This window comes from Actinoplanes sp. 13 (genome assembly GCF_056134165.1).
In genome coordinates this window covers 87,644-108,893 of record NZ_JBVYOQ010000027.1, presented here as the reverse complement: position 1 = coordinate 108,893, position 21,250 = coordinate 87,644, and the positions used below count along the sequence as shown (strand labels likewise).

Annotated in this window: 22 protein-coding genes; 14 read left to right on the top strand and 8 right to left on the bottom strand. The window is 68.4% G+C overall.

All coding sequences use genetic code 11. The annotated features are described in order from the left end of the window. Together AC0NH5_RS34760 and AC0NH5_RS34755 are read left to right on the top strand one after the other, a co-directional pair. Positions 1–280: transposase (locus AC0NH5_RS34760; RefSeq protein WP_474411310.1), on the top strand; the 280-nt coding region annotated here is incomplete at its 5' end. Positions 281–370: 90 nt separating this feature from the next. Next, on the top strand, positions 371–1,444 hold the full coding sequence (locus tag AC0NH5_RS34755; protein ID WP_474411308.1) for a transposase: 1,074 nt from the start codon (positions 371–373) through the stop codon (positions 1,442–1,444). A gap of 50 nt (positions 1,445–1,494) precedes the next feature. Here AC0NH5_RS34755 and AC0NH5_RS34750 read toward each other — a convergent pair whose 3' ends face one another. The 3 genes from AC0NH5_RS34750 to AC0NH5_RS34740 all read right to left on the bottom strand — a co-directional run bounded on the left by AC0NH5_RS34750 (position 1,495) and on the right by AC0NH5_RS34740 (position 4,109). Beyond that, positions 1,495–2,601: a serine hydrolase domain-containing protein gene (locus AC0NH5_RS34750; protein WP_474411306.1), complete on the bottom strand. Its 1,107-nt coding sequence runs from the start codon at positions 2,599–2,601 to the stop codon at positions 1,495–1,497. Between the two features lie 11 nt (positions 2,602–2,612). Continuing rightward, on the bottom strand, positions 2,613–3,284 hold the full coding sequence (locus AC0NH5_RS34745; RefSeq protein ID WP_474411304.1) for a DUF4097 family beta strand repeat-containing protein: 672 nt from the start codon (positions 3,282–3,284) through the stop codon (positions 2,613–2,615). A 327-nt stretch (positions 3,285–3,611) separates the two neighbouring features. After that, complete coding sequence (locus AC0NH5_RS34740; protein ID WP_474411303.1) at positions 3,612–4,109, bottom strand: hypothetical protein; 498 nt, start codon at positions 4,107–4,109, stop codon at positions 3,612–3,614. A 610-nt stretch (positions 4,110–4,719) separates the two neighbouring features. On the opposite strand from AC0NH5_RS34740, the gene AC0NH5_RS34735 reads away from it, so the two are divergent. Continuing rightward, the gene (locus AC0NH5_RS34735) at positions 4,720–4,863 is read left to right on the top strand and encodes a hypothetical protein (RefSeq protein WP_474411301.1); all 144 of its coding nucleotides are present in this window, start codon (positions 4,720–4,722) and stop codon (positions 4,861–4,863) included. 83 nt (positions 4,864–4,946) lie between these two features. On the opposite strand, the gene AC0NH5_RS34730 is transcribed toward AC0NH5_RS34735, so the two are convergent. Next, the gene (locus AC0NH5_RS34730; RefSeq protein WP_474411299.1) at positions 4,947–5,135 is read right to left on the bottom strand and encodes a hypothetical protein; all 189 of its coding nucleotides are present in this window, start codon (positions 5,133–5,135) and stop codon (positions 4,947–4,949) included. A 224-nt stretch (positions 5,136–5,359) separates the two neighbouring features. Between AC0NH5_RS34730 and AC0NH5_RS34725 the strand changes: the two genes are divergently transcribed. Continuing rightward, a complete protein-coding gene (locus AC0NH5_RS34725; protein ID WP_474411297.1) occupies positions 5,360–6,550 on the top strand; it encodes a hypothetical protein in 1,191 nt (396 codons plus the stop codon). Between the two features lie 626 nt (positions 6,551–7,176). Here the strand turns inward: AC0NH5_RS34725 and AC0NH5_RS34720 are convergent. From AC0NH5_RS34720 to AC0NH5_RS34710, 3 genes are all read right to left on the bottom strand, one after another. Beyond that, on the bottom strand, positions 7,177–7,989 hold the full coding sequence (locus AC0NH5_RS34720) for an alpha/beta fold hydrolase (RefSeq protein ID WP_474411295.1): 813 nt from the start codon (positions 7,987–7,989) through the stop codon (positions 7,177–7,179). A gap of 1 nt (position 7,990) precedes the next feature. Further along, entirely contained in the window at positions 7,991–8,560 is a 570-nt protein-coding gene (locus AC0NH5_RS34715) for a DJ-1/PfpI family protein (protein ID WP_474411293.1), read from the bottom strand. 87 nt (positions 8,561–8,647) lie between these two features. Further along, positions 8,648–9,391 carry a GntR family transcriptional regulator gene (locus tag AC0NH5_RS34710; RefSeq protein ID WP_474411291.1) on the bottom strand — a complete coding sequence of 248 codons (744 nt, stop codon included), beginning with the start codon at positions 9,389–9,391 and terminating at the stop codon, positions 8,648–8,650. A gap of 338 nt (positions 9,392–9,729) precedes the next feature. Between AC0NH5_RS34710 and AC0NH5_RS34705 the strand changes: the two genes are divergently transcribed. The 8 genes from AC0NH5_RS34705 (at position 9,730) to AC0NH5_RS34670 (ending at position 18,438) form a co-directional block, all read left to right on the top strand. Further along, complete coding sequence (locus AC0NH5_RS34705; protein WP_474411289.1) at positions 9,730–11,085, top strand: extracellular solute-binding protein; 1,356 nt, start codon at positions 9,730–9,732, stop codon at positions 11,083–11,085. A 47-nt stretch (positions 11,086–11,132) separates the two neighbouring features. Continuing rightward, positions 11,133–12,032, top strand: a complete 900-nt coding sequence (locus AC0NH5_RS34700; protein ID WP_474411287.1) for a carbohydrate ABC transporter permease — start codon at positions 11,133–11,135, stop codon at positions 12,030–12,032. After that, positions 12,032–12,946 (top strand): carbohydrate ABC transporter permease, encoded by a 915-nt coding sequence (locus AC0NH5_RS34695; RefSeq protein ID WP_474411285.1) that lies wholly within the window; start codon positions 12,032–12,034, stop codon positions 12,944–12,946. The genes AC0NH5_RS34700 and AC0NH5_RS34695 overlap by 1 nt, the downstream gene beginning before the upstream one ends. Then, complete coding sequence (locus AC0NH5_RS34690) at positions 12,946–14,013, top strand: ABC transporter ATP-binding protein (RefSeq protein WP_474411283.1); 1,068 nt, start codon at positions 12,946–12,948, stop codon at positions 14,011–14,013. Before AC0NH5_RS34695 ends, AC0NH5_RS34690 begins: the two co-directional genes overlap by 1 nt. Next, entirely contained in the window at positions 14,013–15,089 is a 1,077-nt protein-coding gene (locus AC0NH5_RS34685) for an ABC transporter ATP-binding protein (RefSeq protein ID WP_474411281.1), read from the top strand. The genes AC0NH5_RS34690 and AC0NH5_RS34685 overlap by 1 nt, the downstream gene beginning before the upstream one ends. A gap of 12 nt (positions 15,090–15,101) precedes the next feature. Beyond that, complete coding sequence (locus AC0NH5_RS34680; RefSeq protein WP_474411279.1) at positions 15,102–16,562, top strand: NAD-dependent succinate-semialdehyde dehydrogenase; 1,461 nt, start codon at positions 15,102–15,104, stop codon at positions 16,560–16,562. Positions 16,563–16,611: 49 nt separating this feature from the next. Next, complete coding sequence (locus AC0NH5_RS34675) at positions 16,612–17,850, top strand: iron-containing alcohol dehydrogenase (RefSeq protein WP_474411277.1); 1,239 nt, start codon at positions 16,612–16,614, stop codon at positions 17,848–17,850. A 108-nt stretch (positions 17,851–17,958) separates the two neighbouring features. Then, on the top strand, positions 17,959–18,438 hold the full coding sequence (locus tag AC0NH5_RS34670) for a hypothetical protein (RefSeq protein WP_474411275.1): 480 nt from the start codon (positions 17,959–17,961) through the stop codon (positions 18,436–18,438). Positions 18,439–18,742: 304 nt separating this feature from the next. On the opposite strand, the gene AC0NH5_RS34665 is transcribed toward AC0NH5_RS34670, so the two are convergent. Further along, positions 18,743–19,243 (bottom strand): bulb-type lectin domain-containing protein, encoded by a 501-nt coding sequence (locus AC0NH5_RS34665; protein WP_474411273.1) that lies wholly within the window; start codon positions 19,241–19,243, stop codon positions 18,743–18,745. A gap of 590 nt (positions 19,244–19,833) precedes the next feature. Here AC0NH5_RS34665 and AC0NH5_RS34660 point away from each other — a divergent pair. Continuing rightward, positions 19,834–20,559 carry a helix-turn-helix transcriptional regulator gene (locus AC0NH5_RS34660; RefSeq protein ID WP_474411271.1) on the top strand — a complete coding sequence of 242 codons (726 nt, stop codon included), beginning with the start codon at positions 19,834–19,836 and terminating at the stop codon, positions 20,557–20,559. A 155-nt stretch (positions 20,560–20,714) separates the two neighbouring features. Beyond that, positions 20,715–21,203 carry a hypothetical protein gene (locus AC0NH5_RS34655; RefSeq protein ID WP_474411269.1) on the top strand — a complete coding sequence of 163 codons (489 nt, stop codon included), beginning with the start codon at positions 20,715–20,717 and terminating at the stop codon, positions 21,201–21,203. The last annotated feature ends 47 nt before the right edge of the window (positions 21,204–21,250 follow it).

The following is a 21,250-nucleotide window of genomic DNA, read 5'->3' as shown; positions in this document are numbered from 1 at the left end:
CCGCGCTCCGAAGGTCTACGCCGACCGCGGCTACGACCACGACAAGTACCGCATCCTGGTGCGCGAGTTAGGCATCATTCCGGTCATCGCCCGCCGCGGCACCGAACATGGTTCCGGGCTGGGCAAGATGCGCTGGGTCGTGGAGCAGACCTTCGCGCTGCTGCACTGGTTCCGGCGGCTACGCATCCGCTGGGAGATCCGTGACGACATCCACGAAGCCTTGCTCAAACTCGGTTGCGCCCTGATCTGCTGGCGCCGTCTCCACCACTCAAAGAGTTAGGAGTTCTAAGAGGGCATCTAATCTTCTAACGGGTTGATTCGCGTTCGCCGCTCGTTGGACGCTGTTCCGGCTCGTTGGCAAGACAGGGGGATGGAGCGGCGTCCATATCCATCCCACCTGTCGGACGCGCGGTCGGCGTTGATCGAACCGGTCCTGACGCAAGTGGCGGCAGCCCGGCCAGGTCTCGGGTTCAGCCAGCCGGTGCATGATCTGCGGGAGATCGCAAACGCCCATCTTCAACGTCACGCGCACCAGGATCGCGTGGGAGTGATGCCGCACCACCTCCTGCCCGCGAAGACCGTCTACGACAACTACGCCAAGTGGGAGAGAGACGGCACGACGCAGCGAATCCACGACCTGCTGCGTCACCGCGGTGGACGTCGGCCCATTGCAGTTGGCTGCGGATCCGCGCCCAGAGATTGTCGTAGCGTCGCGGCTGCGGTTGGCTGTCGTGATCTCCGCCGCCATAGGCTTCGGCTCAGCTTGTGCGGCGCCCGGCGACGGCGCGAAGCCTGGCGCGCCCAACGGAAGCGAGCAGGTAGGGGGCCGCGCCCAAAGACGGCGACGGGGCTTTACGCGCGGAGCCCTACCAGCGACGCGGCCTGGCCGCCGCCGGCCTCGCGGTGCTGCGCGCGGAGAACCCCGGCCTGGCATGGCACGCCCTGGGCGGCCTGCTCGACGTGGTCGCCGCCTGCGATCTGTGTGGCCGGGCCCGGAAGGGCCGGATCCCGGGCGCACGACAGATTCCACTACTACGGCTGCGTGTCCCGGCCGATCCGGGTCTGCACAAGCTGCCGGCGCCGACGCGCCACGCACGCGATCTGGCCCCGCGGCGGGGTCTGCGCACCGTGCCACGACGAGATCCTCGCGCCCGGGCGTCTGCTACAGCTGCACCGCCCGCACCGTCCTCATCGGTGTCGGCCACGACGGCGAGCCGACCTGCGGGCCCCTGCATCCTCGTCCGGCACGACTTCGAGCAGGCTGATTACCCTGCACTGCCAGACTTTCCGTACCGCCGGATGCGATCACGGCGAGCGGCGCGCAACCCGGCTCTGCAGGCCACCCAGCGGAGGTGCGCGAACAGGCCGTCAACCTGCCGTAGCCGCCGAGCCGCTCACTGTGACGTGCTGGCCGCCGTGCGAGCGGCAAGACGACTCGCGTTGAGTGGCGGGGCCGGCGTCCGGCAAGTGGTGGGAGGCAGTCCGCGCGCTCGGTCAGTGCCCGGCGTGATCGCTGCAGAACACCGTCTTGACGAGTGTGTCCAACGCGGCCGGGAACACCTCGGCCGGGTTGATCGCGGCGTCTCCCATGGTGATCCCGGCGGTCATGGTCTTACTGCCGTCGGGTGTGCTGTACATCAGGGCCCCGTAGCCGCCGGGGGCACCGCCGTTGTGGTGGTAGATGGTGCCGCCGCAGTCCGGGCCCAGGTCCTGCACGAACAGTCCGAGGCCGTAGTCGATCGGCCCCTGGGGCGTGCGCATCTGCGCCAGGAGTTCGGCCGGCAGGAGCTTGCCGGAGTTGAGCGCGGAGAAGAACGTGAGCAGGTCCTGGGTGGTCGAGATGGCGCCACCGGCCGCGGGCAGCATGGAGAGGTTCTGCCGGGAGACGTCGACCACCTTCCAGTCCTCGCCGTCCTGGTAGCGGCAGTAGCCGTGGGCGTGCGGCTCGGGCAGGTCCGTGGTGTTGCCCGCCAGGACGGTGTCCCGCAGCCCGAGCGGCCCCAGGATCCGCTGTTGCATCTGCTCGCCGTATGACCCGCCGGCGACCTGCTCGATCAGCAGCGCGGCCAGCGTGTAGTTGGTGTTGGAGTAGCTCCAGTCGGTCCCGGGTTCGAACCGCATCGGCTTGGACAACGCCAGTTGGACGAGCTCCTGCGGCCGGTAGGTGTGCAACCGGGTGTCGACCCATTCCTTGCCCGTGGCGGGGATGCCCGCTGCGACCGTCCCGTCGGGGTAGTACTCGCCGGTGTAGTTGAACAGGCCGCTGGTGTGCTGCAGCAGCATCCGTACCGTGATCCGCTCATCGAGCCCGAGGTCGGTCAGGTGGTCGGCCACCGGGGTGTCCAGTGCGATCTTTTCCTCGGCCACCAGTTGCAGGACCAGAGTGGCGGTGAAGGTCTTGGCGACGCTGCCCGCCCAGAACCGGCCGTCGGTCGGCGGTCTGGTGGTCTCGCCCAGCTTGCGTACTCCGGCGCTGCCTACCCATGCGCCCTGTTCGTCGTGGACCCGCATCTGCAGTCCGGCGAAGCCTGCGTCGACGAACGCTTTGATGGCCTTCTGCAGTTCGGGACGGTCCTGTCCGGCATTGGTCACGTTGGTCATGAGGTGCTCCTTCACAGGCTGCGGGCGGTGATGTCGCCGTGGGCGGTGGTCGCGTGGATGTTCAGGCCGGCGGCGGCGCCGTCGGTGTTGTTGAGCGCGTTGTGGATGCGGCCGTAGCTGGTGCCGGCGTCCAGGGTCGCGGAGGCTCCCCGGGCGGCACCGACCGAGATGTCGCCGTGATCGGTGCGCAGCGTGACGGTGCCGGTTACGGTCTCGGTGATGTGCAGGTCGCCCTTCTGGGTGCTGATGTGCGCGGGGCCGCCCAGCCGGCCAACCGAGACGTTGCCGGACTGCAGGGTCATGCGGGCGCTCGCGGCCTCGTCGAGCTTCACCGAGGCCTGCGCACCTTCGAAGGTGACGTCGCCGAGGCGTCCGACGCCCCGGAACTCGGCGGTGGCCGCCTTCGCCTCGATCCGCGAACCGGCGGGCAGCTGGACCGTCACCTCGACGGATCCGGAAGCGCCGAGGACCCGGCTCGTCGCCTCCGCGGCCTCGATCCGCAGGACGCCGTCGCCGTAGGCGACCCCGATGCGCTCCGCCGCCTTCACATCACGGCTGCGGGAGGCGTCTGCGGGCAGGATTTCGACCGTGGTGTCGGCCCGATCGGCGGCAATGAACCGGATACGCCCCGCGGGGATGTCGAGGACGGCAGAGACCGGGGCGGGGGTGGCGAACTTCTGCATCGTGAGCTCCTTCGGCTGCTTGTTTCTGACATAGGAAACGCTACGTTGCCTTCATGGATTCCGAAAGCCTTACGTTGCTTTCTGATAGTCGATTCGCAGCTCAACGGCACGAAATCGTTGCACTCGCTGTAGATCTAACGCAACGGCACGGCCGGGTCGTTGCAATAGATGGGAAGTGAAGGCTATGGGGCACCCTCATGGACACCGCGACGGCGTAAGCGACGCCGGAGTTGACGATGGTGTCGGGTTGCAGGAACGGCAGTCCGGCAAGGTCACCGCCGGGGGTACGCGCCCGGGCCTCGTTCTGCTCGGGCGGCAGCGGCGGGATCACGTGACCCGGCCTCGCTGAAGATGACGATGCCCGACCCCGCCGGAGGCGAGCACCCGGGCGAACTCGTCGAGAACGTGGGCGGTGCCGACCAGATCGACCTCGATGATCGCTTCCGGCGACGCCTGCGCCGGGGAAAGCTCGGCGGTGTGTATGGCGTGCATGACGGCGCCGAGCTGGGCGGCGGTATCGGCCAGCGCCCGTACGGAGTCGTACGGGGAGACGTCGACCTTCGCGGTGCTGGTTTGATAGCCGGCAGGTCGGTGGAGACCGCCACTGCGGGCGGATTCACCTCGACGTCCTCGTCTTGAGCACGGCCCGACGGTGTAGCTCATCGGCGTGATGGCGTTCGATCTACTGGCGGAGGGATGGTCTCGTGACGAGATGGCGTTTCGACAAGCGCGACCGATCGGGTGGGCACTCGCCGCAGCAGGCGCGGCCGGGCTCGGGTTGTGGATCGCGTCCGGCGACACCGCATTGACCGGAATGAGTCCCATGACGCCGAGCGCCTGGCCGCGGGCCGCTACCGAGAGTGGCCGACGCCGGCGCAGCCCGGCCGCGGCAGCCGCTGACGTATACGGCCGAGCACCGCTTGCCACGATCGCGGGCTCGTGCCGGTTCTAGTCTGCGACCGCAGCGCCAGGCCGGGATACCCGCTCAATGTTTATACCTCGGGTTACCTGCACAAATGGAGAACCAGACGCCGCTACGGCGGTGCACGGATCGACAGCCGGAACCACGGGGGTGCGCCATCCGAAGAAGATGGTAGCCGGGAACGCGGCATTCATCCGCACTCATTCCTCTTTCTTGCTTACCCACCGGTCTGTTCTGTAGGCAGTGCTCTCCGTACGGTTAGGGAGTGGCCTGCTCAACCCACTGAGCCCGGAGCAGTCCCCACACAGATGAAACGGCACCCGTCTAGCCCACGGATGCCGTTTCCGATCCCCTGCCCGCAAGGACCCGCCAGAGCCCGAAGGGAAGGCATATCCCCATGACCGTAACAAGGCCTCCCAGCTCCAACAATGAGGAACCACAGCCCGTTGCACATGCGGTGATTCCTGGCGTTCCGCGCGCCGTCTGGGTCGGCTTCGCCTCATCGCCGGAGTGATGGTCGGCGCCACCGCGGGACTGCTGTCCGCCGCCGGCAATGTCGCTGTTCCACTGGCGATCGTCACTGGCGGCGGCGCCTGCGGCGCCACGATCGCTCTCCTTCTCGCAGTGATCCGCTACGCGACCGAAAAAATTCCATGACGTGCCCGGAAGCGTCGAGCAGGCGAGATGACGGTGTTCGACACTCCTCACCGCCACTGAGGACGCAAACAGCCCGGTTGCTGTCAATCGATCAAAGTGTGGAGAGCAGCCGCGCTGCCGCCAGTCGCTCCGGCGCCGAACAACACCGCCATCGGCTCGTTGTGGCCAGCCAGCCAACTCAATACGCCGGCGACCAAGCCGACGAGGATAGCCGCGAGGATGACGACTGCGCTGCGCATGGTCAGCAACGGCGGGGTGTCGTGGTGGCTCATGATCTTCGGCTCCTTCTCGGGAGAGAACGTCCTTCTCCTTTAAGGGGCTCAGGCTGTGGCCTTCCGGCAAAAATCTTGTGCGGCGTTGGAAGGGCACCGTTGACTCCTTCCGCACCGTCGGAAATGTCTCTCTCCAGTTGCCGCGGACCGGACCAGACCAAGATTTATTGCCGGTGCTGCCAGTTCTCGCACCTTGAACACAGAGCGCGTTGAAGGAGAGGGCGATGACATCCCACGAGAACTGCCGAGATCGGGTCGAATCAGATGAACCGTACGTGCCCGGCGGGGACGGCGAGCCGAGCACGAACCTCGTCCACTTCGCTGGTCATGGCTGGGGTGAGTACGAAGTTGGCGAGCATCATGTGCTCGACGACGCGACGGCCGCCATGGATAGTTATGAGCTGACCGCCGCGATCACAGCGACGCGGTCGACGGCGGTCGTGGTACTGGCGGCCTGTCATTCCGCCAGGGGCGCGGTGGATAGCGACATACCCCCCTCGTTAGCTGAGCAGCTGCTCGCGATCGGTGCGATCGATTTCAGCAGCGACACCGGGCCGTCAAATTTCACGTCGTGGCTGGCTGCCCAACCCGCCGGCACCGTCCTCGAGTTTCTAGTACCGGCAGATCTCCTGTCTGTGGCGGAGTCGAGCTGGGCGCGTGAGCCAGACCGCGGGTTGATCGGTGTCTTCACGGATGCGCTAGCCGCAACTGTCAGCCACTGGCATCAAGTCGGTCGCCGGGGCGCCGACCCGTCAGTCTCATCGGCCGATCCGGAGATGCAAGCGGCGACGACAGCGCGTACGGCCGCTGCCGTCGCCGCCTTCGCCCGCGACGCCGTCGTGTACGGAGAGCCGATGATCAAGGCGGCGATCATGACAGCGTTCGTGGAAACCTGGCTTGGCTTCCGACCGACACCGGCGATCATTGAAGCAGCCGAAACGGCGCTTCTGCACGCAGAGCTTGCCACGCTCGAGTCTCTCGGCGACATCGACGTGGTCCGACAACTCAGGATCGACACGGTCGCGTACCGCAGGAGCAGCCGTCCTCTGTGGGAGACCCAGCTACGAGGCGCCCACGTCGACTGCCTGGATCGACCCGTTGCTGCTTCTGGTAATGGCAGAGCGTCGAGGTGCCTGAGCGACACGTTGGCGGTCGACCCTGTCGGAGCCATGTTCAACGGTGGGTTCGGTGGCTGGGATGACCGCCGCATCGATCGCGTGCTTGCCCGCCTTCATCCGGATGAGCAGCGTGTGGCACTCGCATACGCGCGCCATCCCAGAGCGGAGTGGGGTGACGCAGCGCAGACATGCGGGCAAGGGGCCGAGTTCGGTGAACGGGTGCGACGCAAGCTGCGTCGAGAAGGCCGGCAGCTGACGCGGCTTCTCGACTGTGACCCCCTACAGCCTGTCCACTGACCTGACGCTGTGACGAATGGTCAGCCCCAGGGCCGGCCAGCGGTAAGCATCACGGACATCCCCGGCATGGAGCCTTCAGCGCTGCGCGGCCTTCTTCGCCGCAGCGCCGTGCCTGAGTGACGGCCTGCGGCGATGTGAGATCCGCACCGGCGGCCCGGATCAGGTGCCGGCGATATCCAGCGCGACACTGTTCCGCCAGGGGCGGAGCAGTGTCGCGCACTTGGAAAGACTGCCCTGAACTGCCCATACTCGCCAATCACCGACAGGAGCCGCGGCGCGATGGTGGAGATCGCGGTGATCGAGGCCCAGGGTTTCGGTGCGGTCGTCGAGCAGGTCGACCAGCGGGCCGAGGCCGGCGGCGCGACGGGCGGCGCCTCCTGGCCCGGACGGCGGCGGGGTTATCCACTCGAGGTCATCAGCGTGCCAGTCGGACCCGCGGCGATCAGCCCGCCGGGGACTTGCGTGCCTGCCTCCGCGCCGGCCTCGTGGGCGCGGCTGTCTCCTCGATGGCCTCGCGGTTCGCCGGATCATGGTGTTGGCCCAGGTCTGAGAAACGGGGATCGACCGGCGGAGCGACACGTGCGGCACTGACCGGCCCCGGCGGGTATCGGTGCCCGATCGGGACATCAGTCCCGGCTGAGGAAGCCTGACAGGAGTTGCCGGAACTCGTGCGGATGCTCGACCGCCGGCACGTGACCGCAGCGGCCGAGGACGTGCAGGCGTACGTCGGGCAGGTGGTGGAGAAGGGGCAGGGCTGCTGTCGTGAGCGGGGTGACCCGGTCCTCGGCGCCGTGGACGAGCAGTACGGGAGCGCGGACAGCGGCCAGTTCCGACGCCGGAACGGTCAGGTCGTCGGCCCACCGTGCCCGGGGCGGGGGGAACAACGACGCGTAGCCGGCTGCCCCCTCTCGCATCGCGGCCGCACGCGCGTCGACGGCCGCGTCGGTCACCAGCGCCGGGTCAAAGAACAGGCGGCTCAGCATGTCCCGGGCCCCGTGCCGGTCGGCGGGGGCGGCCCAGATCGCGTCGAGGTCGGCGGACAGTGGCGCGCCGGGGGTGCCCATCGTCGAGACGGCGACGATCCGGGTGACCTGCCGGGGCCGCGCGGCTGCCAGCGCCAGTGCCACCGCGCCGCCCATGGAGTGCCCTATCACGGCGTACTGCTCGACGCCCAGAGCATCCATGAGGCCCGCGGCCTGCCCGGCCCACAGCTCGAGGCCGCCCCGGGAACCCGGCGGCACCGGGGTGCCGCCGAATCCCGCCTGGTCCGGCGCGACCCAACGCCAGGACGGGCCCAGCGCCTCCGCCGTCCCGGCCCAGGCTCCGGACCCGGTCGTGCCGGGTCCGGAGCCGTGCAGCATCAGCACCGCGGGGCCGCCGCGGCTGTCCAGGACGCGGACGGGCGAGCCGCCGACGGTGATGGTCCGAAGGTCCGTCACCTCACGCCGATGCGGGGTTGACCGACTTCGAGAACACGTCCATCATCGCCCGGCCGAACTGCGGCATGTCGGGCCAGCCCCGGCACGAGACGAGGTTGCCGTCCACGACGTCGGGAGCGTCGATGACCGTCGCGCCCGCATTTTCCATGTCGCCGGTGATGGGCGGGAAGCACGCGGTCTTGCGGCCCTTGAGCAACCCGTAGACCGCCGGCACCTGCGCGCCGTGGCACACCAGCGCGATGGGCAGGTTGCGCGCGAAGAAGTGCTCGGTGATACGCCGGACGTCGGGGTCGACGCGGATCCACTCGGGGGCGCGGCCTCCGGGAATGATCAAGGCGTTGTAACGCTCGACGTCGACCTCGGCCCACGGCACGTCGACCGGCAGTTTCCGGCCGTTCTTCTCCACGTAGGCGTCGGAATCGGGGTCGAACTCGTGGATGACCAGTTGCACGTCACGCAACGTCCGCGACGAGACGTCGATGTCCCAACCGGCCTCCTGCACGCGATAGTAGGGATACATGGTGTCGAGCTCTTCGGCGGCGTCGCCGGTCAGGAGCAGTGCTCTGGGCACCCGCTTCTCCTCGCATCCGGGGGCAGCTGGGGGGATCCGATCGGATCCGATTCGATCGGATCAGCATTCCCCGGGGGGACCCGCCCGTCAAGGCTCTGCCACCATCACACCCACGTCCTCGACCTCGTCGAAGATCCGCCGGAAACGCTCGCCGGAGCGCAGGATGTGCCGGCGCATCGCGTAGGCGGCGGCGTCGGGGTCACGAGCCGCGATCGCGGCCACGATCTGCTCGTGCTCGGCCATGGCCAGGTGGGTGACCTGGGCGTCGCGGTGCAGCCGGAAAAGGTGCACGTGGCTGTGCAGGCGAGCGAGCGCCTCGCGGATGACCTCGTTCTCCGCGCTCAGCGCGACAAGATCGTGGAAAGCGGCATCGCGCAGACCGAAGGCGCCATAGGCCATGGGCCCGGCACCGCCCTCCAGTTCCTCCATCTCGGCCAGCATTCGCCGCAAGCCGTTCACCTGCTCAAGTGACGCCCGCTCCGCTGATCGGCGCGCTGCGGCGGGCTCGAGAAGCAGCCGGACCTCGAGCATGTCCTCGAAGCGGTGCTGGGTGATCTGCGGGGGAATGCGGTAGCCGGCGTGCGGCACCCGCACGACCAGGCCCTCGGCCTCCATGCGGTTGAGAGCGTCCCGGATCGGCGTCTGCGACACCCCCAGCTCACGCGCCAGGGCGTCGATCGTGACGCGGGAGCCGGGCTCGATCCGTAGCGACATCAGCTGGCCGAGCAGCGTGTCGTAGACCTCGTCGGCAAGCCGGCCGCGAGATCGGCCCGGCGGCACAGGGCCGGCCATGCCGTTTCGGTCCAGCGAGGTCATCGCTTCGTCGTCCATCGCGACATGAGGTCCTTCCTGCGTCTTCGACCCCGTTGACATCGGTCACACCGCTGCGGCATTCTGACGCCCTCGGCCGGGATCGTATAGGAAAAGTAGCGGATGCTCGTCATCCCGCAACCCAGTACATCGAGGCGCACGCGTGTCACCGGCCTCGGGGGGACACCCGCGAAGCGCGTCACCATGCCTCCCCGATCCAGCACCTGCGAAACGCAACGAAGCACCTGGCGAGGTTGTAGAAGTCACCACCCCCAGAAAGCAGGCCACAGATGCGATCCTCCCGGCGAACAGGACGACCTGCTCGAAAAGCATATTTGGCAGCGGCTGCCATGCTGCTGATGGGCACCACCGTGACGGCATGCAGCGACACCGACGACGGGGCCGCGCAGGTGAGCGCGCCCAAGGCACCGGCGACCATCCCGGAGCTCACCACGGACCCGCTGACCCTCAGCTTCATCTGGTTCGAGTGGCCCCCCGCCCAGGCGCTGGAGAAGTTCGCGAACGAGGAGTACAGGAAGGTACGCCCGAACGCGACCATCAAGGTCAACACCGTGCCGAACGCGAACTGGCACGACGCCATGTTCACCCAGTTCGCCGCGCGGAAGACCGATTTCGACATCGCGATCCTGGACTCGCAGCACATCGGCGAGGCGGTGACGAACGGCAACATCCTCGACCTCACCGACTTCGTCAAGAACAACATCGACGTCAACGCCTACGACCCGTACCTGCTGGCCGCCTACGGCCAGTTCCCCCAGGCGGAGACCGGTCAGCGTGACGAGAACGCCAGCCTGTACGGGCTGCCGCTGCTCGGCGACACCTGGACGATGATCTACCGCAAGGACCTGATCGGCGACCAGCCGCCGCAGACCTGGGACGAGATGATCTCAGCGGCCCAGAAGTGTCAGACGGACAACCCGGGCGTCAGCGGTCTGGCGTTCCACCAGGCCAACGGCTCCGACGCCGCGGCCGTCACCTACAACACGGTCAACGGCGTCTACGGCGGCAACCTGTGGGACGCCAAGGCGAAGAAGATCGAGGGTGTCCTCAACGACGCCGCCGGCCAGGAGGCGATGGACGTCCTGGTCAACAGGATGAAGCCACTGACCGCCAAGGGTTCCGGCAACTGGTTCATCGACGAGGTGAACGCGGCGGTCGCGCAGGGCAAGGCCTGCATCGCGTTCAACTGGATCGCCGCGAGCGGCGGCCTGCTCGACCCGAAGCAGTCGACGCTCGGCAAGTCGAGGGAGGAGATCCTCGACAAGCTCGGCTTCGCCACCCTGCCGAAGCAGAAGACGGACCTGGTGCCTCTCGGCGGCATGGGAATGCACGTGTCGGCCTACTCGCCGGCGGCGAACCAGGCCGAGGCCCTGAACTTCATGAAGTGGTTCGAGCAGGCTGACGTCCAGAAGAAGTGGGCCGCGGCGGGCGGCGTGCCCTCGCGGACGGACGCCATCCAGTCACCCGAGTTCCTCAACGCCGGCCCGTTCAACAAGGTGTACGCCGACTCGGTTCCGCGGATGCGGGACATGTGGAACGTGCCCCAGTACGCGCGGCTGGTCGACATCGAGAACACCAGCGTCAACGCGGCCCTCAACGGCGCGAAGAAGCCGAGCGACGCGCTCAACGACATCGCCAGGGAACAGCAGGCCGTACTCGACTCCAGCGGCAAAAAGGGCGGCGGCGGACTGTGAGTGACGCCGTTCCTCTGACGACCGACCGGCCCGGGCAGGTGGCGTCCGTGACGCCGCCGGCCCGGGGCCGGTCCCGCCGGTTGAGCGACCGCAAGCTCGCCGTAGCCTTCATCGCCCCGGCGTTGCTGCTGTTGCTCGCCATGTCGGTGTTCCCGCTGCTGTGGGCGTTGTACCTGTCCTTCACCGACTACTCGGCCACTCGCGGGGGGTCCGGCACCTTCGTCTGGTTCGAGAACTACACCGCGGTCCTGACCTCGGCGCAGGTCCATCTCAGGGCCGTGACGACGTTGATCTACGTGGTCGGTGCGGTCGTCCTGCAGACCGTGCTCGGTTTCACCATCGCCTACCTGATCTCACGGCGTACGCACGGGCGGGGCCTGCTGACCACGCTGTTCCTGATCCCGATGATGCTGTCGCCGGTCGTGGTCGGCCTGTTCTGGCGATTCATGCTCGACGCGCAGTTCGGCGTGGTCAACAGCATGCTCGGCTCACTCGGCCTGGAACAGGTGGAGTGGCTCACCCGGCAGCGCACGGCGCTGGCCTCCCTGATCGTGGTGGACACCTGGCAATGGACGCCGTTCATCATGCTCATCGCCCTGGCCGGCCTGACCGCGGTGCCCAAGTACCTGTACGAGGCCGCCTCGATCGACCGGGCGTCCGAGTGGTTCCGGTTCCGCACCATCACGCTTCCGCTGGTGTGGCCGCTGCTGCTCATCGCCGTGCTGTTCCGGGCCATCGAGGCCTTCCGGCTGTTCGACCTCGTCTACATCCTGACCAGCGGAGGCCCGGGGGTCTCCACCGAGACGTTGTCGTTCCACGTCTACAAGGTCGCGTTCCTGGGCTTCAACACCGGAACCGCCTCGGCGTACGGAATTCTCATGGTCGTCATCGTCATCGTCCTCACGCAGCTCTACCTGCGCTACCTGAACAAGCTCAAGGAGGACTGATGGCCGTCTCCGTGAACGAGGCCGTGCCCACAAGTCCTGTCCGGGATCGCACGCCACCCGCGCGTGGCATCGGCAGAGGACGGGGCCGCTCGGTGCTCGAGATCGCGCTGCTGACCGTGCTGGCCGTCTTGATGCTCTTCCCGGTGCTGTGGATGATCGAGACGTCCATCAAGGAGAATCGCGACGTCTACGCCGTACCGGCAAAATTCTTCGATTTCCAGGTCACCCTGGCCCATTACCGGGACGTCTTCGTCGGCCCCGGCGGCGGCCGATCGGACCTGTCCGTCGCCTTCCTCAACTCCCTCCTGGTCGCCGGCGCCTCCACCGTGATGGCCACGCTGCTGGGCGTCCCGGCGGCCTGGGCCTACTCACGCTTCACCCTGAAGGCCAAGAAGGACCAGCTGTTCTTCATCCTGTCCACCCGCTTCATGCCGCCCGTGGTGGTCGTGATCCCGATCTTCCTGATGTACCGCGTGGTCGGGCTCATCGACACCCCGCTCGGCCTGATCCTCATCTACACCGCCTTCAACCTGCCGTTCACGATCTGGATGGTGAAGGGATTCGTCGACGAGGTGCCCGCGGAGTACGAGGACGCCGCCATGCTCGACGGCTACACCCGCCTGCAGGCGTTCCGGAAGTTCACGCTGCCCCTGCTCGTGCCCGGCATCGCCGCGACGGCGGTGTTCGCCCTCATCTTCTCGTGGAACGAGTTCGTGTTCGCCGTCTTCCTCACCTCCAGCGACAGTGTCCGGACCGCCCCACCGGCCATCGCCGGGCTCATCGGCGGCACCACCGTGGACTGGGGTCTGGTGGCCGCCTCCTCCGTGGTCTTCGCCCTGCCGGTGCTCATATTCGCCTACCTGGTGCGCAGGCATCTCGTCGCCGGTGTGACGCTCGGGGCGGTGCGTCGCTGATGGCCGGCATCGAGGCGACAGCGCTGCACAAGCGCTACCCGGACGGGACGGTCGCGGTGGAGCGGGTGGACCTGTCCATCGGCGACGGTGAGCTTTTCGTGATGCTCGGCCCGTCGGGTTGCGGCAAGACGACCACGCTGCGGGCCATAGCCGGCCTGGAGAGGCAGACCAGTGGCGACATCCGCATCGGCGCCACGCTGGTCAACGACCTGCCGCCGGCCGAGCGCGACATCGCCATGGTGTTCCAGTTCTACGCCCTCTACCCCCATCTGCGAACCCGCGACAACCTGGCGTTCCCGCTGCGCGCCGAGGGACTTCCCAAGGCCGAGGTACGCGAACGGGTCGACGAGGCGGCGCGGCTGATGCGGCTCGGCCCGCTGCTGGATCGGCGGCCGAGCCGGCTGTCCGGCGGTGAGCAGCAGCGCGTCGCGCTTGCTCGCGCCCTGGTGCGGCGACCGCGCGCCTTCCTCATGGACGAGCCTCTCACCAACCTGGACGCCGAGTTGAGGGCGGACATGCGCACGGAGATCAAGCACCTGCAGGGCCAACTGGGGACGACGATGGTCTACGTCACCCACGACCAGGTCGAGGCGATGTCACTCGGTCACCGGATCGCCATCCTCAACAAGGGCCGCGTCGAGCAGGTCGGCACGCCGCTGGAGGTCTACGACCGTCCGGCGAGCCTCTTCTGCGCCGCTTTCATCGGCTCCCCGCCGATGAACCTCATGGACGTCGAGGTGGCCGACGGGAAGCTGCGCAGCAGGGGCAGGCTGGACCTCACGCCCCCGCCGGGCCTGCCGCGCGACCGGGGCCTGGTCGCCGGTGTCCGGCCGGAGGCGCTGGAGGTCACGGCACCCGGTGCGGACCGTTCGATCCCGGCCCGCGTGGTCTCGGCGGAGTGGCTGGGCGACGAGATCATCTACGTGGTCGACCACGGCGGTCAGAGCGACGTCCGGGTCCGGATGGCTCCGACGGTCCGTTTCGCCACCGACACCCGGGTCGGTCTGCGGCACACCGGCGCTGCCCCCGCCGTCTACGACGTGCGCACGGAAGAGCTGGTGGCCTGATGGGAACCGTGGCAGCACAGGGGCTGAGCAAGTCCTTCGGCAAGGTTCAGGCCCTGGACGGGGTGACGCTGGACGTGCCGGACGGCTCGTTCTTCGTCGTGCTCGGGCCGTCGGGGGCGGGCAAGACGACGACGTTGCGAGCGATCGCCGGTCTGGAGAAGCTGGACGCCGGATCGGTGCATCTGGACGGCCGGGACGCGACCGGTGACGCCCCCGGAGACCGCGACCTGGCCATGGTCTTCCAGAACTATGCTCTCTATCCGCGGCAGACGGTGTACGAGAACATCGCTTCGCCGTTGCAAGCACGCCACCGCTCCTCGGACGAGATCGCCACGGCCGTCGACCGGGTGGCGGGCCTGCTGCACATCGAACGCCTGCTGCAGCGCCGTCCCGCGCAGTTGTCGGGTGGTGAGATGCAACGGGTCGCCCTGGCCCGGGCGCTGGTCCGCAGCCCGCGCGCGTTCCTCATGGACGAGCCCCTGACCAACCTCGATCTCAAGCTGCGCGTCGAGATGCGTACCGAGCTCACCCGCATCCACCGCAGCCTCGGAGCCACCTTCGTCTACGTGACCAACGACCAGGTCGAGGCGCTGTCCATGGCCGACCAGGTCGCGGTCCTCAAGGAAGGGCGGGTGCAGCAGGTCGGGACACCGGCCGAGGTGTACGAGCGGCCGGCCAACCAGTGGGTCGCCCGATTCGTCGGGAGCCCGCCGATCAGCCTGCTCGCCTGCCGCGCCGAAGGAGACCGTCTGATCGGTGCGGAGGGTTGGTCGCTGCCGCGGCCTGGCTGGACCACGGCCGAGAACGGCCGTCCGCTGCTGCTGGGGCTGCGCTCGGAGGACCTGTCCGTCGAGCAGCGGGGCGACGCCTCGTTGCCCGGGGAGCTCTACGGGTTCGAGCCGCTCGGTGACCGAACGGTGGTCGACGTCCGGGTAGGGACGGAGATTCTCAAGGTCAAGGCACGACCCACGATCAGCGGCACACCGGGCGAGCGGCTGCTCGTCACCGTCGACCTGGATCGTGCGCACCTGTTCGACGCGAGCACCGGGCAGTCGCTGTCCGCGGCCACCCGGTAAGGAGCCCACGCGATGAGTGACCCGATGAAGGTCCTGGCCCCCGAGCACCGGCTGCTCCGGATCGGCGGCACCTGGCGCGACGCCGCGAGCGGAGCCACCTTCACCGTCGAGGACCCGGCGACCGGCAAGGCCATCGCCGAGGTGGCGGACGCCGGTGCGGCCGACGGGCTCGCTGCTCTGGACGCGGCGAGCAAAGCGATGGCGGACTGGGCGGCGACCCCGCCGCGCAAACGGTCGGAGTTGCTGGCCGCGACGTACCGGGCCCTGATCGTGCGGTCCGAGGAGGTCGCCCGCCTGATCACGCTCGAGATGGGCAAGCCGCTCGCCGAGGCGCGGGCCGAGGTGGCGTACGGCGCCGAGTTCTTCCGCTGGTTCGCCGAGGAGGCGGTCCGTGTCGAAGGGCGTTACAGCACCGCGCCCGGGGGCGGCTGTCGCATCCTCACCGTACCGAAGCCGGTAGGACCGTGCGTGTTCGTGACGCCCTGGAACTTTCCGCTGGCCATGGGCACTCGTAAGATCGCTCCTGCGCTGGCCGCGGGCTGCACCACGATCACCAAACCGGCCGCGCTGACGCCTCTCAGCATGCTGTTGCTGGCGCGCATCATGGAGGAGGCCGGCGTCCCCCCGGGCGTCGTCAACGTGGTGACCACCAAGCGGGCCGGCGAGGTGATCTCGGCCCTGCTGTCCGACCGCCGGACCCGCAAACTCTCGTTCACCGGGTCGACCGAGGTCGGGCGCGGGCTGCTCCGGCAGGCCGCGGACAACGTGTTGCGTACCTCGATGGAACTCGGGGGGAACGCGGCCCTGATCGTCTGTGCCGACGCGGACCTGGACGTCGCGGTCGACGGGGCCATGGTCGCCAAGATGCGCAACATCGGGGAGTCCTGCATCGCGGCCAACCGGATCTACGTCGAGGAGCCGGTGCGCGAGGAGTTCACGGCGCGCTTCGCCGCGCGGATGGCCGCGCTTTCGGTGGGTCACGGCCTCGACGACGGCGTGGACGTCGGGGCGTTGATCGACGAGCCCGCGGTCGCCAAGGTCGGCGAACTCGTCGCCGACGCGGTCGATCGTGGTGCCCGGGTCCTGGTGGGCGGCCGGCGCCCGGACGGACCGGGCTACTTCTACCCGCCCACGGTCCTCGTCGACGTGCCCGAGGACGCGCGGATGCTGACGGAGGAGATCTTCGGCCCGGTGGCGCCGATCGTCTCGTTCACATCCGACGACGAGGTGATGGCCAAGGCCAACGACACCGAGTACGGCCTGGCGGGCTATGTCTTCACCCGGGACCTGCAGCGGGCGATCCGGTTCGCCGAAGGGCTGGAAACGGGGATGCTCGGCGTCAACCGTGGCCTGATCTCGGATCCGTCCGCTCCGTTCGGCGGCGTGAAACAGTCCGGGATCGGCAAGGAGGGTTCGCACGAGGGGATCCTCGAGTACCTCGACTTCACCTACGCGGCGATCGACCTGCCGTGACCGGCCTGCTGTTCCCCCACGACCGCCGACGTTCCGGAGAGGCACCGACATGCTTGAGACCGTCCGCGGACCGCGCCAGCTGATAGTGGGCGAAGGCGTCGCGCAGAACATCCCCCGTCTGGTGGCCGAGAGCGGCTCACGGGTTCTCATCGTGACCGACCGGACCCTTCTGGGGCAGCCGGCCGTGGCCGAGATCGTCGCCGCCGTCCGGGACAGGGTGGACGCTGTCGAGGTCTTCCCCGAAGCGACTCCCGACGTGCCGCTGCGCGACGTGGCCCTGGCCGTCTCGGCGGCCACCGCAGTGGACGCCGACGTGATCCTGGCCATCGGCGGCGGCACGGTGATCGACCTGGCCAAAATGGTCGGCGTGATCCGGCGCCACGGCGGGACGCCGGGCGACTACTACGGCGAGTCGAAGGTGCCCGGCCCGACGATTCCGCTCGTCGCGGTCCCGACGACGTCGGGCACCGGCTCCGAGCTCACCCCCGTCTCGGTGCTGACCGACCCGGACCGCGCGCTGAAGGTGGGGGTCTCGAGCGTCCACATCGTGCCCGACTTCGCCGTCGTCGACCCCGAACTCACCTACAGCTGTCCCCCGACGGTCACCGCCCACTCCGGCATCGACGCGTTCTGCCACGCGGTGGAGAGCTACACCGCGCGGCCCCGGCCCCACGGACCGCGCGACCCGGTGGAACAGGTTTTCCTCGGGCGCAACCGGATCACCGACCACTACGCGCTGCTGGCCGCGGAGCGGATCGCCCGCAGCTTGCGCCGAGCCGTCCGGGACGGGGGCGACACGGACGCTCGCGCCGACATGTCGTACGGGTCCATGCTCGCCGGGATCGCCTTCTCCCACGCCGGCAACGCGGCCCCGCACGCCCTCCAGTACCCGATCGGCGCGGCGACGCACACGCCGCACGGCCTGGGTGTCGGGCTGCTCCTGCCCTACGCGCTCGACGCGGCCCGGGACACCATCAACGACCGGCTGGCCGCTCTGGCCCGGGTGTCCGGGCTCGACGTGTCCGACGCAACGGACGCCGAGGCCGCGGACGCCTTCCTCACCTGGCTCGACCAACTCCTGGCGGACATCGGCATCCCCGCCACTCTGGCCGACATCGGCGTGAAGCGCGCCGACCTCCCCCGCTTCGCGAAGATGGCCGGTGGCGTCACCCGCCTGATCCAGAACCATCCGGGCCCGACCGACACCGCCAGCCTGACCGCGATCCTCGAAGCCGCCTGGGCCGGCGACCGGAAACGCAACGTCCTGTCATCGATCAGGGTCCCGTGACCGGCCTTCCTCACCTGTGCTACTCGGACGACGCCGAACATGGCCTTGCGTGCGCTGTGGTGCCCGTAAATGGATAGCGGTCCTTGGCGTCTCGGCTATCGTTCGACCATGACGACCCACCTGGCCGCGGTCGGTGCGGCCTACCTCGCGGACCGACCCGCCGCTGGAGTCGATCTCCACCTTTTCGGACAGTTCGCCGGCTCGTGGGCGCTGGACTGCACGGAGTACCACCTCGGCGGATCCTCATCCGTATTGCGGGGCGAATGGCATTTCGGATTCGCACTGGGCGGCCGGGCCACCACCGACGTCTGGATTCTGCCCGGCGTCGAACACGGTGTCAGCGTGCGATTTCCCGACCCGAGCGCGGGCCCCGGCGTATGGCGCTCGACCTGGGTGGGGCCGGGCCGGCGCCGGGTGCACACCTTTCTGGCTCGTCAGGAGGGTGCCGAAATCGTGCTCGACGGCGGCGACCTGCGTTGGACGTTCTCGGACATCGAGCCCGACGCCTTCTCCTGGCGCAACGAGGCCCAGCAGCCCGACGGCGAATGGCGCCTGCAACAGACATTCCGGGTGTGGCGACAGGCCTGACAGCGACGCCCCATCTGCCGCGTTCGGCGCCAAGCCGACTCGGCGGTTCAGCCGGTCGTGCCCGGATGCGGACAGGGGGCATGACGGCGCGACTGGCGGCAAGCGATGGCGTACTCGTCGTCAATCTGTACGTCCCTCCCGCTCGACCTTCGCGGGTTCCGGTTCCCGGCCGAGGTGATGCCGGTGGCGGTGCGCCGGCACCTGCACTACGGCCTCGTCCTATCGCAACGTCGAGCAACTTGACATCGCGTTGCCCCCACCGGGTGCGCACGCGTCCGGTGGGGGCAACGTTCCGCGAAGAGCGTCAGACCGCCCAGAGCACCGCGCCAGTGGTGGCGTAGATGACGACGTTCCCGTCGTCCTGCACGGCGAGCCGGTCGGCGCCGCGGCCGTAGGTGACGGAGTTCCACAGCGCCCGGGTGCGGGAGGCGTTGTAGACGACGAAGTTTCCGTCGTTCTGGAACACGGCGAACGCCCCGGGGTTGCCCTGCGTGTAGGAGGCCCACTTGACGCTGCCGTTGGCCCGGTAGAGAACCAGGTTGCCGTCCGACTGCATGATGAACAGTGCGTTGTTGCTGCGGCAGCCTGTGTTGGGGTTGAACACCGTTCCGCGCCGGTAGATGCACGCGCGCTGCGTGCCGATGCCGGCCGGCGCGGCCGCCGCGGACGACGGCTCGGTGGGCTTCCCGATGACGGTGCTCGCGTTGCCGTTTGCTGCCGGCGCGGCAGCTGCGGCGACCGGCGTCGCGCTGAGCATGGTCCCGGCCAGGGCCAGGCCAAGCAGGACGCGGTGAAGTCGGATCATGGTTCGTACCTCCGGTCGTGAGGCTTGCAGTAGCGTGGCCGCCGGCCTCTCCGGCGACGCAGGCAGACCATGCGCCGGTGTCGTACGGTCCGAACAGAACCACCGCGGAATCGGTTGCACGAACCTGCAACGGTGCGACGGGCAAGCCTTCCCAGCTCGGCCTCCAGCTGATGTGCTGGGCGAGCGTCGGGGTGAACCCTCGGCCGCATCGACATCCTGAGGTTCTCCTGCACAGAGACAGGAACGACGGCAAGGCCGCCGGAGGTGCCATGCGAGTCACGAGTCCTGGAGCCGTCCCGTCGTTGACCCGATGGGGTGTTTCCGTCGACGCCGATCTGGTCTACCGCGCCTTGGCAATCGTCGGTTCCATGGGTGAGACACGCCTCGTCCGGGAGTTGGGCGTGACGCGGGTCCGGGTCCGGTCGGCTGTCGACGAACTCGTGGCGAGAGGGTTGATCGCGACCGGGACAGCCTCCGGGCCGCGACCTTCACGAGCGTGGATTGCGGCGCCAGTGCCGGACGCCCTGAGCCGATTGCGTCGACGGCCCGTGCGGACTGCCCCGACCGAGCGATGGCGGGATCATTTCGCAGTGCTCGACGGACTGCAGGTGCCGGCGTTGGACAACCTGACGGTGCGGCATTGGAGCAGTCGTGTGCTGGCGCGGCGGCGTGCCGCGCACCTGGTCGCGGTGGAGCGCCACGAACATCTGACGATCAACATAGAAGAAGTGATCAGTGCGGAGTCGTGGGCCGCCGCCCTGCCCCTGGATCGGAGCCTGCTGGATCGCGGCGTCCGGATGCGGGTGCTGAGCCGGCCGCCGGCCGATGGTGACCGTTCGGCTCCTCCGCGGACCATCGCCGCGGGGGCGGCGGGAATCTACCGGCAGGCGACCGACTTGCCCCTCAAGCTGATGATCTTCGATCGCAGGGTGGCGCTCTTCCCCTCTGATCCCCTCGATCTGGAGGCCGGGTACGTAGAGGTCGACGAGCCGTCGGTGGTGCAGCGGCTGTGTCTGTTCTTCCATCGGTTGTGGAGCTTCGGTCATGACCCGTTTCGCAAGGGGGTCCCCGCCATCGACCTGACCCAACGGGAGCGTGCTCTCGTCGCGCTGCTGGCCGTCGGCCATACCGACATGTCCGCCGCGGAGCAGATGAACGTCAGCGCCCGTACCGTCGCCTACACCATGCGAACACTGATGGACCGACTCGGTGTGGAGAACCGCTTCCAACTCGCACTGCTACTCGGTGCTGCGGGGGCGGCGCCGCTGCCGACCACCAGTCGCGCCGACACGCCCGCCGGAGCTGATGAGTCATGACGAATTCGCCGTCTGCGGTGTCTGTCCGCTCCGCTGCTGCAGTGACCGCCGTAGCGGCCGCCGCGATACTGCTGATCACCGGTGCGCTACGGCCGGCATCCGCCGAGGTCACCCCACCGGCTCCGCCGAGAAGTCAGACGTACGGTGCAGGTCCCATGACGTTGACGCCGACGCCGACGCCGACGACCCGGCAGGTCCGATGGAACGACAGCGGTTGTGCCACCGGGACCATCGGCCCGCTGGAGCGGGACGCGCAAAACCATGTGTTCATTCGCGCGGTGATCGCCCTCTGTCGCCCCTGGCTCGCCAAGTACTCCTTCACAGTGGTGGCTTTCCGGGCGGACCGGCCTCCGGTCGCGTACGCCACTCGTCTGCGCCACTACGAGGACGACGGGCCCACCATTGTCCAGGCCGCATTCAGGACTGTCCCGACGAGGAGCCCGGTGGGAGTTTGCCTGATGCGCAGCGCGAACGTTCGCCTCGCGTGCATCAAGCTCGACGTCGCAGCAGACAATGAGATGGTCGCCGCCTCGCTTCCGACGGACGACCCTTTGGTGGACCGCCCTGTGCATTACTTCGACGACTCTCTCGATCCCGAACCAGGCGACGGCTTTTGCGCCACCTGCTTGGAACTACCTACCTGACCCGGCCGTACATCGTCATCCTGACCTGTCCGACGCCCGATGGGCGC

Bases quoted from the DNA above. Each gene is read 5' to 3' on its own strand.
- AC0NH5_RS34755 (WP_474411308.1), top strand. From the start codon at position 371: ATGGAGCGGCGTCCATATCCATCCCACCTGTCGGACGCGCGGTCGGCG.
- AC0NH5_RS34750 (WP_474411306.1), bottom strand. From the start codon at position 2,601: ATGACCAACGTGACCAATGCCGGACAGGACCGTCCCGAACTGCAGAAG.
- AC0NH5_RS34745 (WP_474411304.1), bottom strand. From the start codon at position 3,284: ATGCAGAAGTTCGCCACCCCCGCCCCGGTCTCTGCCGTCCTCGACATC.
- AC0NH5_RS34740 (WP_474411303.1), bottom strand. From the start codon at position 4,109: ATGGGACTCATTCCGGTCAATGCGGTGTCGCCGGACGCGATCCACAAC.
- AC0NH5_RS34735 (WP_474411301.1), top strand. From the start codon at position 4,720: ATGGTCGGCGCCACCGCGGGACTGCTGTCCGCCGCCGGCAATGTCGCT.
- AC0NH5_RS34730 (WP_474411299.1), bottom strand. From the start codon at position 5,135: ATGAGCCACCACGACACCCCGCCGTTGCTGACCATGCGCAGCGCAGTC.
- AC0NH5_RS34725 (WP_474411297.1), top strand. From the start codon at position 5,360: ATGACATCCCACGAGAACTGCCGAGATCGGGTCGAATCAGATGAACCG.
- AC0NH5_RS34710 (WP_474411291.1), bottom strand. From the start codon at position 9,391: ATGGACGACGAAGCGATGACCTCGCTGGACCGAAACGGCATGGCCGGC.
- AC0NH5_RS34705 (WP_474411289.1), top strand. From the start codon at position 9,730: ATGGGCACCACCGTGACGGCATGCAGCGACACCGACGACGGGGCCGCG.
- AC0NH5_RS34695 (WP_474411285.1), top strand. From the start codon at position 12,032: ATGGCCGTCTCCGTGAACGAGGCCGTGCCCACAAGTCCTGTCCGGGAT.
- AC0NH5_RS34690 (WP_474411283.1), top strand. From the start codon at position 12,946: ATGGCCGGCATCGAGGCGACAGCGCTGCACAAGCGCTACCCGGACGGG.
- AC0NH5_RS34685 (WP_474411281.1), top strand. From the start codon at position 14,013: ATGGGAACCGTGGCAGCACAGGGGCTGAGCAAGTCCTTCGGCAAGGTT.
- AC0NH5_RS34680 (WP_474411279.1), top strand. From the start codon at position 15,102: ATGAGTGACCCGATGAAGGTCCTGGCCCCCGAGCACCGGCTGCTCCGG.
- AC0NH5_RS34675 (WP_474411277.1), top strand. From the start codon at position 16,612: ATGCTTGAGACCGTCCGCGGACCGCGCCAGCTGATAGTGGGCGAAGGC.
- AC0NH5_RS34670 (WP_474411275.1), top strand. From the start codon at position 17,959: ATGACGACCCACCTGGCCGCGGTCGGTGCGGCCTACCTCGCGGACCGA.
- AC0NH5_RS34665 (WP_474411273.1), bottom strand. From the start codon at position 19,243: ATGATCCGACTTCACCGCGTCCTGCTTGGCCTGGCCCTGGCCGGGACC.
- AC0NH5_RS34655 (WP_474411269.1), top strand. From the start codon at position 20,715: ATGACGTTGACGCCGACGCCGACGCCGACGACCCGGCAGGTCCGATGG.